Annotated in this window: 11 protein-coding genes and 2 pseudogenes; 11 read left to right on the top strand and 2 right to left on the bottom strand. The window is 44.8% G+C overall.

Annotated elements, in window-relative coordinates:
• Positions 1 to 8: 8 nt before the first annotated feature.
• Complete coding sequence (locus tag RIC07_RS24725) at positions 9 to 584, bottom strand: TlpA family protein disulfide reductase (protein WP_446396824.1); 576 nt, start codon at positions 582 to 584, stop codon at positions 9 to 11.
• Between the two features lie 356 nt (positions 585 to 940).
• Here RIC07_RS24725 and RIC07_RS24730 point away from each other — a divergent pair, with 356 nt between their 5' ends.
• From RIC07_RS24730 to RIC07_RS24770, 9 genes and pseudogenes are all read left to right on the top strand, one after another.
• Complete coding sequence (locus tag RIC07_RS24730; RefSeq protein WP_446396825.1) at positions 941 to 1,789, top strand: TIGR04283 family arsenosugar biosynthesis glycosyltransferase; 849 nt, start codon at positions 941 to 943, stop codon at positions 1,787 to 1,789.
• A 96-nt stretch (positions 1,790 to 1,885) separates the two neighbouring features.
• On the top strand, positions 1,886 to 2,611 hold the full coding sequence (locus RIC07_RS24735) for a TVP38/TMEM64 family protein (RefSeq protein ID WP_446396826.1): 726 nt from the start codon (positions 1,886 to 1,888) through the stop codon (positions 2,609 to 2,611).
• Between the two features lie 60 nt (positions 2,612 to 2,671).
• On the top strand, positions 2,672 to 3,460 hold the full coding sequence (locus RIC07_RS24740) for a TVP38/TMEM64 family protein (protein ID WP_446396844.1): 789 nt from the start codon (positions 2,672 to 2,674) through the stop codon (positions 3,458 to 3,460).
• Positions 3,461 to 3,623: 163 nt separating this feature from the next.
• The gene (locus tag RIC07_RS24745) at positions 3,624 to 4,142 is read left to right on the top strand and encodes a peroxiredoxin-like family protein (RefSeq protein WP_446396827.1); all 519 of its coding nucleotides are present in this window, start codon (positions 3,624 to 3,626) and stop codon (positions 4,140 to 4,142) included.
• A 44-nt stretch (positions 4,143 to 4,186) separates the two neighbouring features.
• A complete protein-coding gene (locus RIC07_RS24750) occupies positions 4,187 to 5,734 on the top strand; it encodes a mercuric reductase (RefSeq protein WP_446396828.1) in 1,548 nt (515 codons plus the stop codon).
• 74 nt (positions 5,735 to 5,808) lie between these two features.
• Positions 5,809 to 6,210, top strand: a complete 402-nt coding sequence (locus RIC07_RS24755; protein ID WP_446396845.1) for a hypothetical protein — start codon at positions 5,809 to 5,811, stop codon at positions 6,208 to 6,210.
• A 455-nt stretch (positions 6,211 to 6,665) separates the two neighbouring features.
• A complete protein-coding gene (locus RIC07_RS24760) occupies positions 6,666 to 7,685 on the top strand; it encodes a DUF3179 domain-containing protein (protein ID WP_446396829.1) in 1,020 nt (339 codons plus the stop codon).
• 179 nt (positions 7,686 to 7,864) lie between these two features.
• Positions 7,865 to 8,737, top strand: a pseudogene (locus RIC07_RS24765) (PDDEXK nuclease domain-containing protein); the annotation flags it as partial.
• Positions 8,734 to 8,841: pseudogene (locus RIC07_RS24770) on the top strand (type I restriction endonuclease subunit R); the annotation flags it as partial. The pseudogenes RIC07_RS24765 and RIC07_RS24770, both read left to right, overlap by 4 nt.
• Before the next feature lie 234 nt (positions 8,842 to 9,075).
• Here the strand turns inward: RIC07_RS24770 and RIC07_RS24775 are convergent.
• Positions 9,076 to 9,513: an FHA domain-containing protein gene (locus RIC07_RS24775; protein WP_446375118.1), complete on the bottom strand. Its 438-nt coding sequence runs from the start codon at positions 9,511 to 9,513 to the stop codon at positions 9,076 to 9,078.
• Positions 9,514 to 10,977: 1,464 nt separating this feature from the next.
• Between RIC07_RS24775 and RIC07_RS24780 the strand changes: the two genes are divergently transcribed.
• Together RIC07_RS24780 and RIC07_RS24785 are read left to right on the top strand one after the other, a co-directional pair.
• Positions 10,978 to 11,403: a RidA family protein gene (locus RIC07_RS24780; protein WP_446396830.1), complete on the top strand. Its 426-nt coding sequence runs from the start codon at positions 10,978 to 10,980 to the stop codon at positions 11,401 to 11,403.
• Positions 11,404 to 11,512: 109 nt separating this feature from the next.
• Positions 11,513 to 12,892: an MFS transporter gene (locus RIC07_RS24785; RefSeq protein ID WP_446396831.1), complete on the top strand. Its 1,380-nt coding sequence runs from the start codon at positions 11,513 to 11,515 to the stop codon at positions 12,890 to 12,892.
• The last annotated feature ends 58 nt before the right edge of the window (positions 12,893 to 12,950 follow it).

Genomic DNA, 12,950 nt, shown 5'->3' on the forward strand with positions numbered 1-12,950 from the left:
TACCTCAACTAATTTTTGGCTAGAGCCGTGTCGAGAATCTGGGTGTAGTCATCCTGATTGGGATTATTTTTGAACATTGCTAAAATGTTGCCAGTCGCTGGGTCAACAATTGCCACGGTGCTAGTTTTACTCTTAGTATCTTCTAGGAATTTCCCCAAACCTAATTTTTCCGCCTTGGCTTGTGTTTCTTCGAGTGTGGCTTTATCCGTTACGTCTAGCACGACAAAGTGAACCTGATCACTGTATTCCTGTTTCAATTGGGTCATAGTGGGCGCAATATTCTTACAGCCAGCACACCAAGTCGCAAACACATCCACTACCACGGGTTTACCCTGAAGTTCTGTAGCTAGGGGATTTCCTACCGATTGAGCTTTAGCAGCACAAGGATTGGCTTTGGATGCACAGGGATTCTCTTTGGCGGCACAAGGGTTGGCTTTAGAGGCACAGGGATTAACTTGGTTAGTAGTACCAGTACCCGTATCCGGAGTGTTAGTCTTAGCGGCGCAAGGGTTAGAGCAAGCAGCAACAAGTCCCAGACTCAGCATTGAAGCAACAGCAAGTGTAGCCAGATACTTAACTCTCATAGAATCCTCATCAGTACGACGGTTTATAGGGAATACGAAGCTGAAGCCAAAAAGGATTTACTAAATTTTTCTATGACATGCAACCGAGCCTCCCAGATGCTGGGTAAAAAATGTTGTACATTGTACAAAATAAATCCTAAAGAAAGGCTGAAAAGCTTGATAGGGCTAGATTATCAGCTTGCGTTATCACCCCAAATACGAAAGAGCCATCTAGTTGGTAAATCCGTTTTGACTTCAGCTTCGTATCCTTTCATGAACACCCACATAAATGGTCTGCTCCTACTGCTATGGCTGCACGGCTGGATGTGGTTCGAGCTGTGGTGGTGCTTTGATTTGAAGCAAGGAAATTTGGAAGAGTGACTTTAAAGGAAGCAGAAACTGAAATAATTTCTATTATTATCCCGGTTCTCAATGAGGTGGGAACGATAAAAGAAGCGCTAGCCAGTACCTATTCCAGTACAAATGTAGAAGCGATCGCAGTCGATGGGGGTTCCACAGATGGTACAGTTAGGCTAGTTCAGTCCTTGGGCGTGAAAGTTTTGTCCGCCCCGGCGGGTCGCGCTTGTCAAATGAATGTGGGTGCAATGGTAGCAACGGGCGAAATTCTGTTGTTTCTCCATGCCGATACTCGCTTACCTCCTGGGTTCGACACGATGGTTCGCGCCGCGCTGCAACCATCAATGCAGAGAGATAGAAAAGCTCCAGTTGCTGGTGCGTTTGCATTGCAGATTGATGCAGCACTGAGAAAATTGCGGTTAATTGAATGGGGAGTAAATTGGCGATTGCGCTTTCTCCAAATGCCCTATGGCGACCAAGCCATCTTTCTCAAAGCAGAGACATTTCACCAGATGGGTGGCTTCCCAGAATTGCCGATTATGGAGGATTTTGAACTGATACGTCGGTTAAAACGCACCGGACGCATCGCGCTTATCCCCACACCCGTTGTTACCTCAGCACGTCGATGGTTGAAAAAGGGAGTGTTTCAAACAACGCTCATTAATCAGATAGTCATTCTGGCTTACTTACTAAAAGTTCCGCCCAAGCAACTGGTTCGCTGGTATCACCATCAACCCAAACTAACTCCAAACCACTGGTTTAGGTCAACTCCCGATCCTAAATCCGCTTCAATAACTCCTTTGTCAACAGAGGCAGGGGAAGAGACAAGAAGTAGCCAAAGAGAGATAGTCCACCCAGATTGGGTATGAGTTAATATCCAACAAAATTTTTAGAGGAACCCAATAATCAATGAGAGGAGGTGTCGTTTTAATTCAATCACAGACGGAGAAATTGAGGGAAGTCCAATGACTCAACTGAGCAAATGCAGCTTGAATTCTAAACACAAACTCATAATAATCAGTGGCTTAGTTATTATCCTGATTGTGGCTGCCCAATCCTTCAACATTCGGGGACTTTTGCAAGCCTCATTACTTTGGGTTGAAAGTCTTGGTGTTTTAGCACCTATTGTTTTTATCGTCATCTACAACTTAGCAACAGTGCTGTTTATCCCCGGTTCTCTCCTGACACTAAAAGGAGGTTGCTTGTTTGGCGTGGTTTGGGGTTCAATCTATGTCACAATTGCGGCAACCTTGGGAGCCGTCTGTGCTTTTTTAATTGGACGCTATCTCTCTCGGGATTGGGTTTGTCGGCAAATTGAAAGTAATCCTAAATTCAAAGCGATTAATCAAGCGGTGAAGAAAGAAGGATGGAAAATTGTCCTGCTGACTCGTCTTTCTCCTATATTCCCGTTCAACCTGCTCAACTACGCCTTTGGTGTTACCCAAGTTTCCCTCAGAGATTATAGTTTGGGTTCTATTGGTATGATTCCCGCCACTGTGGTGTACGTTTACATTGGTTCCCTGGCTACCGATTTAGCCACACTCACTATGTCCAATAAACCTGCCACAAAAGAAACTCAAATCGCCCAGTGGGTAATTCGAGGCATTGGTTTAATCGCTACGGTTGCCGTGACTGTCTATATAACCCACCTTGCTAAAAAAGCTTTAGACGAAAGCGTTGTACAGGAATAAACTCCTATGCTAGTACCAGAAATCGCTAATTTAACCATTCCGCGATACCCCAAGAAAACCATGACTAATACCCATGCGATAAACTCAAAAAAGCGGTTGACACTGGTTTTCTTAACACTGTTTGTAGCTGGCTTCGCCCTGGCAATTTCGGCGGCACCAGTTTTAGCACAGGAATCAGCCAATGGCGGAGGGTTCAATCCTCAAGAATGGCTGCGAAATGCCTTGCAGTGGATTGACAGCCTGGGTGCAGTGGGTGCGATCGCATTTATCCTACTCTACATCATCGCCACCGTCGCCTTTTTACCAGGTTCCATCCTTACTTTAGGAGCAGGCGTTGTCTTTGGTGTTGTATTAGGCTCATTCTACGTTTTCATCGGTGCAACACTAGGCGCTACTGCAGCGTTCCTGGTTGGGCGCTATGTAGCACGGGGTTGGGTTGCCAAGAAAATCGAAGGGAACAAAAAATTTCGAGCAATTGACGAAGCCGTGGGCAGAGAAGGACTTAAAATTGTTCTATTAACGCGACTCTCTCCCATATTTCCCTTCAATTTATTGAACTACGCCTATGGCATTACGGGAGTCTCTCTCAAAGACTACGTTATCGGTTCTGTGGGTATGATTCCCGGAACAATTATGTATGTTTATATCGGTTCTTTAGCGGGTAGTCTAGCCACAATTGGTACTGAAGCTCAACCCGCCAACCCCACGGTGCAATGGGCGATTCGGATTATTGGTTTTATCGCTACCGTTGCTGTCACCCTTTATGTGACTAAAGTGGCGCGTAAGGCTTTAGAAGAAGAAGTTTTAGAGCCTGAAGACAATCAACCTAAGCCCATCAATCCGAATTAGCCAATAAACCAAGTCAGATCTTGAATCTGAATGATGGAGTCATCAAGATGTTAGACATTCATGATAAGAATAATCACGGCAATGGATGAAAATTCCAACCGACTGACTCCTTGATCCTAGTTTACAAACAGAGGTAAGTATGATGACAACTAAAACGGAAACAATGACAGCTAAATTAATGACGGGAACTCAAGTCCCCGAACTTGAAGTCAAAACCCTGGCTGGCAAGCTTTGGAAAATTTCTGAACAGAAGCCCCAAAACTTGACAATGATTGTTTTTTACCGAGGTGTGTTTTGCCCAATTTGCCACTCCTATCTGGCGGAAATAGACCGACTTTTGGGAGATTTTAAGCAACTTGGTGTTGAAGTCATTGCTCTAAGTGGAGATAGTCAAGAAGCCGCTAAACAATCTAAAGATGAGTGGGGAATTCAAAATCTCGCGATAGGCTATGAAGCTAGTCTTGAATTCATGCGTTCCTGGGGACTTTATATTTCAAAAGGTGCTTTTGAAAATGAACCTTCTCTATTTTGCGAACCCGGTCTATTCCTAGTTAAACCCGATGGCATACTTTTCTATGCTGCCGTGAATAGTGGACCCTTTGGTCGTCCACCTATATCAGAAATGCTATCGTCAATCGAATTTGTTCTGAAAAAGAATTACCCGATACGAGGAACCGAATAAATGAATATATTTCAGAAATTATTAGTTTTTTGAAGGAGTAAACAATGTCAAGTTCAGCTTTTCAAAGAGTCAATGTCCCACCGATGGATGACTATAACAAAAAACTGGTGTCTTACGTTCATCCACCTGATTGGGTTAATCCTAAACCTGTCGATTGTTATGATTTAGTTGTGATTGGTGCTGGTACAGCGGGATTAGTGGTAGCAGCAGGTGCAGCGGGTTTGGATGTCGGTTTAAAAGTTGCCTTGGTGGAAAAGCATTTGATGGGCGGGGATTGTTTAAATGTCGGTTGTGTCCCTTCCAAGTGCATTATCCGCTCCTCTCGTGTAGTTGCTGAGATGAAAGAGGCTGGAGCTTTCGGCGTTCATCCTCCAGAAAAGATAGATGTAAATTTTCCGGCAGTCATGGAACGGATGCGGAAGCTTCGAGCGGGAATTAGCCATCACGATTCTGTTCAACGTTTCCAAAAAATTGGCATTGATGTTTTTTTAGGAGAAGGTCATTTTTTACGGAATAACAGGATCGAAGTTGGCGATAAGATTCTACGATATAAAAAAGCTGTTATTGCGACAGGAGCTAGATCTGTACGTCCCTCAATTAAAGGGATTGAAGAAGCGGGATTTTTAACGAATGAAACGGTTTTTTCCCTGACTCAACGTCCCGAACGCCTCGCTGTCATTGGTGGTGGACCAATCGGTTGTGAATTAGCTCAAGCTTTTCATCGTTTGGGTTCTAAAGTAATTCTTTTCCATCGAGGCTCTCATCTGTTGAATAAAGAAGATGCTGATGCCGCAGAAATTGTGCAGAATGTGTTGATTCAAGAAGGGATTCAGTTGGTGCTGAGTTCACAAACAGAGCGCGTGGTTAAAACGGCTGACGATAAAACGCTTTATTATACCTCTGGCAACGGCACAAAACAGTCAGTTACGGTTGATGAAATATTAGTCGGTGCAGGACGTGCGCCGAATGTTGAAGGTCTAAATTTAGACGCAGTTGGGGTAGACTATGATCGCAAAGGGGTGAAGGTGAATGATTACCTGCAAACCACGAACCCCAAAATTTATGCCGCTGGCGACATCTGCATGAAATGGAAGTTTACTCATGCCGCCGATGCCGCTGCACGAATTGTGATTAAGAATACTCTGTTTTCTCCGTTTGGCTTGGGACGTTCCAAACTCAGTAGCTTAGTGATGCCTTGGGTAACCTATACTGACCCAGAAATTGCCCATGTGGGAATGTACGAACATGAGGCTCAGGAAAAGGGGATTGAGGTCAGTACGATTAAGATTCCGTTTAGTGGTGTAGACCGCGCGATCGCAGATGGTGAAGAAGATGGATTTGTCAAGATTTATCACCAGAAAGGTTCCGATACAATTTTGGGAGCAACGATTGTTGCTCGTCATGCAGGTGAGATGATTAGTGAAGTGACTACAGCGATTGTGAATAAGGTGGGTTTGAGTGGGTTATCGGGTGTAATTCATCCCTATCCAACTCAAGCTGAAGGCATTAAGAAAGCAGCGGATGCTTATCGCCGTACACTGCTTACACCGACCTCGAAAAAAATATTGGGATTGCTCACCAAGTTGTCTTAACGCTTCTTAGCTAATTTTGACGACTCTAAAAGCGAAGTTTCACCGTTTAGGTTTAAGGAGTTGAAAGCATTTTGATGAATAGCGATCGCCGAATTTCCATTGTATTACTCTTGCTACGACTGAGTGTTTTTCTGGTCATGCTGATGTGGACTTTAGATAAATTTGTGAACCCTGACCATGCCGCAGCAATTTTCCAGAATTTTTATTTGATTGGTGGATTGAGTAATGTGCCAATTTACATCATTGGGGGGATTCAGCTTATCATTATTCTGGGATTTGTAGCAGGTTTCCAAAAGCGGTGGACTTATTTGCTAGTGCTATTTTTTCATTCTGTTTCCACCTTCTCATCCTTTCGGCAATATTTCGCTCCCTTTGAAAATTTGCTATTTTTCGCGGCTTGGCCCATGCTTGCGGCTTGCTTTGCCCTTTACTATCTCAGAGATTTAGATATCATCTGGACAGTTGATAAAAATTAATTCTCTAAATTTAGGAGAGTAATAATTATAATTTACTACATTTTTAACTCTTGTTTTACAAGAGGCGTATGGTGTTGAACCCATTAACTGAATTTATCTCTAATAATTTACATCACTTGCGATCGCTATTATCTTTACCCCTCTCATCCACTCGTCATTGAGGGAGAATATGTTTACTTTACGATTCCCCAAGGTGAATCGGGTATTAGTCTCTGTCCCCGAAAGACTTAACGACGAGTTGAGGAGCATCTTTCCAATTACTCAGATATCCTAATCCCACCTAGGATCTAGAGTAAATCCTTTTTGGTTTTAGCTTCGTATCTCTGTATAGAACTCCAAAATGGATGGTCTAATACCCAGTGTTTCGGGAATTTGGCGATGTCCGCACCCGCACCCCACTGCTGGTATTAGTCTCTGTCCAAGACAAGACTTAACAACGAGTTGAGGAGCATCCCATGAACAGAGCCATAAAAATAGCCCTCAGTAGTATATCCCTGGTTGCCTTACTTTTAGGAACATTGGTTCTAGAAGCTGGTGGATTAGAAGATTTTAAACTGCGCTACTTCTTCCTCACCAAACATCTGCACGACCAAACCCAAGAACTTGACGACCTCCGCAAGCAAAACGTTGACCCAGAAAAAAATACGCGCATTGACTTAACTCAACTTCTCGATGGAGGACCTCCCAAAGATGGCATTCCCAGTATTGATAATCCGCGCTTCGATACTGCCGAAACGACACCATTTCCCCAGGATGAATTAGTCATTGGTGTAGTCATCAATGGAGAAGCAAAAGCCTATCCCTTTGGGATTATGAACTGGCACGAAATTGTCAACGATACAGTTGGCGGCACTAACCTCACGGTTTCCTATTGTCCGCTGTGCGACACCATTGTTGCCTTCGAGCGGGGAAACAGTACCTACGGAGTATCCGGTAAGCTGTATCAAAGTTGTTTGGTGATGTACGATCGCGCCGATGATACCCTCTATTCTCAACCCTGGGCGATTGGCGTAGTCGGACAAAATGTCAACCGCTCTCTTGAACGGCTTCCAACAGTTAAAACCACCCTTGGGGACTGGCTGGCAAAGCATCCCGACAGTAAAATTCTCTCAACTCAAACCGGTCACAGCCGCGACTACATGAATTATCCCTATGGGGAGTACTACACCAACGACGAACTCGTGTTTCCGGTTCGCAATCAGGATGAGCTGACGCTTCATCCGAAAGCCATTATTAGCTATGTGTGGGAACCAGATCATCAAACCCCAAACAATCGCTTTTCTGGTATCAGCCATCAGTTTCCTCACCAAGAACTCAAGCAAGTGGGTACACAGGTTGTAGATTTCAAGGGTCGGCAAATTCGCGCCCGTTGGGACAATGAACTGGAAACCGTTAGGGTTGAAGAACTAGATGGAACGCCTATTCCCAGTTCGACAGCATTTGCTTTTGTGTATTCAGCATTTTTTACGGAGTAAATGAGGTAAAAACCTCAACTAATTGGATGGGAAAACTAGATGGATCGTCTGGACAATGAGATTGAGTTTCAGCCCAATTCAACCCATGCCCCGATCAATCAATCTCAATATTTTAAGAGATGCCGACCTAAAACTTTAACGATTTTTGAATAGGAGTAGAGATAGATTGACTGATGAGCACCCTCGCCCAACAACTCACCCAAACCTACGGTAAAGGCTGGAGTAAACGACAACTGTGGCATTGCGTTCATTTTGTCGAAACTTTCCCCGACCTGGAAAAAGTGAACACACTGTGTTCAGAATTGAGTTGGTCGCACCTGCGGATAATGGGCAGCATTGAAGACTCCCTCAAACGCGATTTTTATCTCGAACTGGCTCAACTCGAACGCTGGAGTGTCCGCCAACTGCGAGAGCGCATTGATTCCATGCTCTACGAACGCACCGCCCTTTCCCGTAAACCCGAAGATACTATCCGCCACGACCTCGACCAACTGCGGAAAACCCGGCAAATTTCTCCCGATTTATTGCTGAAAGACCCCTATATCCTCGACTTCCTCCAACTCAACGACCGTTACCTGGAAAAAGACCTCGAAGATGCCATCCTCCGCGATATTGAACAATTCCTCTTGGAACTGGGGGCAGGATTTACCTTTGTCGCTCGTCAGAAAAAGCTACAGATTGACGATGACGAGTTCTATCTTGATCTGCTTTTTTATAACCGCAAACTCAAACGCCTCATCGCCATTGATTTGAAACTGGGTAGCTTCAAAGCCGAATACAAAGGACAAATGGAACTGTACCTACGCTGGCTTGCCAAATACGAACAAGAACCCGATGAAAACCCACCCCTGGGCATCATCCTCTGTGCTGGCAAAAAGCAGGAACAAATCGAACTCTTGGAACTTGACAAAAGCGGGATTCATGTCGCGGAATATCTCACCGTCCTACCGTCTAAAGCCGTGCTACAAACCAAATTACAACAAGCCATTACCGATGCTCGCCAGCGATTTGCTGCGGCTCACCCAACATCTGCGGAGGACAACCCTAAATGAACGAAGCCGAAACCAGAGCCAAACTGATTGACCCCGCCCTCCGTGCGGCGGGTTGGGGTGTAGTGGACGAAAGCCGTACCCGTCGTGAAGTCATCGCCCCTGGTTGACATATCATATCCTAAGGATTGCCCATAATTGCAATGCTGTAATAACAGGGGTTTCAGGCGTTTTTATTAGAGGTGTTTGACCGAACATGATATCACCCCTTCAGCCCTTAGCTACCCATACTTTGAGTAGCATTGACATTTCCCCCAGCTCCCCCAGCTTCCCCAGCTCCCCCAGCTCCCCCAGCTTCCCCATCTTCCCCAGCTTCCCCAACTCCCTACCCCTACAGATATTTAACTTCCGCTCAACATGGTGCGTAATCGTCCCGGAAGAGGCTGATTACCCGAATCGTGATGGCGCAGTAACTTTAACAAAGGTTCTGGTACAGTGGCGCTCAGATTAATTTGCAACTGGGGACCCGAAAGAGCAAGTCGAATAATCGTTTCATTTTGAATCTCCAGTTCCGTAATCGGTTGACCGTCCTTATACGTCCCATTGTTACCAAAGTTAATCAATTTCCATCGGTTCCCCATACGCCGCAATTCCAGATGGTAACGCGAGACAACCGAACTTCGCAGCACAATATGGTTATCCGCACAGCGCCCTATTTTAATAATCGGTTGATCAGTAAAATGCCATTGTTGAATTGGTACACTATGGGACGGCGATCGCAGTGATACCGTAACAACATTTGGAGCAAGATTTACGCCTGACAAAGATTTATGAATCAATTGATGCACCCCTAAAAATCAAAACTTGATAGTTAGTTTATTCGGCTTACTATTTCTGGAAGCCCACACTCTACTCCTAAGAGTCAGTGTGTGAAGTTGTCCCTTTAATCATGACACGCCTCAGACGAATCGCATAGCGCGATTTACGTCTAGGACATGACTGGGCGGGGAAATGTGACTAGAAACCCTAGATATTCCGTACTTTCCCCGCATCTCCCGCTAACCTGGGAGTTTTGCCTAGAGAGTACGCGATCGCAATAGCCGGATCGCTGTTGGTTATCACCTTAACACTATACCTAACTCACAATTGAGTTAAGATGCTCAGTATCACTTGATAGCTGATAACTTCAGTTTACAGAATCTGACCCAGTTTTTCACACCGTATTATTACGGAGCAAGTCCAAGCCGCTATACAAGAGAATGTTCCGATGCTAGCATACCCATTCAATCATTGAAATTGATGGGATAATTTCCCAGTAATTGTAGCACAAGCTACCAAATCATCCCCTGCCAGGGAGAGTTAGGGAGGGGTCTGACCCCCCAGTTCAGTGACTCCCAGTATCATAATTTTAACTCTGATATAAATTAATAATAACCTAACCTGAATGGCACGTTATTGAAGCCGAATCTGACTAACTTGGATACCAGAAAATGATCCGGTTTGTTAACTCACTAGGGAAAAGACCCCTCCCATGCATGTCAACTTAAAGAGATGGAAAAATTGAAAAAAAGAAGAAAATTCTACATTAAACTGCAACTTTGTATCACCAACTCACGCCCTCGCCCCCTTCCGTATAAGTAAATAGTTGAACCCGTTTTAACGGGTTTAAGCTTTTAGCCCCAACTTGAGTTGAGGGCTGACTTTGTATCACCCACTCACACCCTCGCCCCCTTCCGTATAAGTAAATCATTGAACCCGTTTTAAAGGGTTTAAGCTTTTAGCCCCAACTTGAGTTGAGGGCTGACTTTGTATCATCCACTCACACCCTCGCCCCTTTCCGTATAAGTAAATCATTGAACCCGTTTTAACGGGTTTAAGCTTTTAGCCCCAACTTGAGTTGAGGGCTAACTTTGTATCACCCACTCACACCCTCGCCCCCTTCCGTATAAGTAAATCATTGAACCCGTTTTAACGGGTTTAAGCTTTTAGCCCCAACTTGAGTTGAGGGCTGACTTTATATCACCCACTCACACCCTCGTCCCCTTCCGTATAAGTAAATAGTTGAACCCGTTTTAACAGGTTTAAGCTTTTAGCCCCAACTTGAGTTGAGGGCTGACTTTGTATCATCCACTCACACCCTCGCCCCCTTCCGTATAAGTAAATCATTGAACCCGTTTTAACAGGTTTAAGCTTTTAGCCCCAACTTGAGTTGAGGGCTGACTCTAAAATCATCAAGCTACCCTGATTAGCCCCAGGTTTAGAGGTAAAGTATTGACATGATTGTCTACACAAGGAGATGAGTTATGGTCGCGACTCGCGAAGTGATTATTCCCACAGGTATGGAACTCCTATATGAAAAGTATCACTATTGTCCGGGTATTAGAATCGGAAATACAGTCTATGTCTCCGGTCAAGTGGGTCGCGACGAAAACTTACAGGTGGTTGAGGGAATAGAAGAACAGTTTATCCAGGCGTTTGAAAATGTCAATAAAGTTCTTTTAACCGCAGGCGTAACCTTTGAGGATGTTGTCGAACTTGTGACCTATCATGTCACAAGTCCAGCCTCTATTCCAGCTTCAAAACCACTAATGATTCCTCATTTACCGCTGTTTATGGAAGTAAAAGATCGGTATTTTATTGAGAAATATCCGACTTGGACAAAAGTAGGTGTCACCGCCTTGTCTGACCCTGGACTCATCGTGGAAATCAAGTGTACAGCGCTGCGATAAAATCTAAGCTGTCAGTCTGAAACAATGGAGAATCGCCGCCATAGAAGGATGCCAACTAACAATAAGTATGGCAAAGTAGACAGCAAAGCTCAAGACGTGGTGCATTTTCATGAAATTTCGATCCAAACGTGCTGAAAAAGGCTCAATTTCTGCAACAGATAAAACAATTCCCATAAGGTTACTACATCCTAACTATCCATTCTCCACCACCCGTTTCCCGTTTTTTTATGGCTGGATTATCGCGGTGGTTTGCACGATTGGGATCATTATGAGTATTCCGGGTCAAACTGTAGGAGTGAGCGTTTTCACGGATCATTTGCTACAGGCGACGGGTGTATCACGTTTGGAATTGAGTAATGCTTACCTGGTGGGAACCTTAACCAGTGGTCTCCTATTACCCATGGGGGGAGTGTTGCTTGACCGCTTTGGCGCACGAGTTATTGTAGTGGGTTCGTCTCTGTGGCTAGGGGGAACACTCTGTTATTTGAGTTTGTGCGATCGCATCGCTATCGTTGTCAATAGTATACTACCCCTTGATCATTCAGCCATAGCACTGATAATACTCGGACTTGGCTTTACCAGCCTGCGCTTTTCCGGTCAAGGAATGCTGACAATGACCAGCCGTACCACCTTAGGCAAATGGTTTGACCGTCGTCGTGGGTTTGTCTCCGGTACAACTGGTGTATTTGTCTCATTTAGCTTTTCCATTGCACCGTTAATTCTCAGTACCTGGATTAACGGTTTCGGTTGGCGATATACCTGGGTAACAATGGCAGCGATTGTGGGGATTGGCATGGGATTTGTTGGCTGGATGTTCTACCGAGATAACCCGGAAGAATGTGGTCTGGTTATGGACGGAGACGCCACAACTCCAGCCACCACCGGAGACACTTTTGGTGAAAACAAGATACGAGATTTTACTCGTTCTCAAGCGCTGCGTACCCGAATTTTCTGGGCAGTCACGTTAACCTTATCTTCTCATGCTTTAGTCGTTACCGGGATTACCTTTCACATCGTTGATATTGGCGCGGAAGCCGGATTATCGCAAATCCAGGCAGTATCTCTGTTCTTACCCATGGCAATTCTCTCCACTATTGTCGGATATTCAATGGGACTAAGCGCCGACCGAGTTCCTTTGAAATATCTATTCTTGTTCATGATTGTGTTTCAAGCTATCGGCTTTACTTGTGCCGCAAACCTGGGTATAGGCTGGTTACGGGGACTGACAATTGTGGGATTAGGTGCAAGTGGCGGCTGTTTTAGCACCTTATCCACGGTAGCTTTGCCAAGATTCTTTGGTCGAATGCATTTAGGGGCTATTTCTGGCGTTCAGATGATGAGTATGGTATGCGCGAGTGCGATCGGACCTTCATTCTTAGCTGTATTCAAGGATCAATTGGGTTCCTATCAACCCGGTCTCTACGCTTGTACTATACTCCCAGCAATTACACTGATTCTGATTCTTTTTTCCCATAATCCACAGCAGTAAAATTACGGCAAATCTAGCCAGCCTTAAGCAAGATCCCCGACTTCTTGAAAAAGTCGGG

Source organism: Coleofasciculus sp. E1-EBD-02 (assembly GCF_040218245.1).
In the GTDB taxonomy this organism is placed as follows: Bacteria; Cyanobacteriota; Cyanobacteriia; order Cyanobacteriales; family Coleofasciculaceae; genus Coleofasciculus.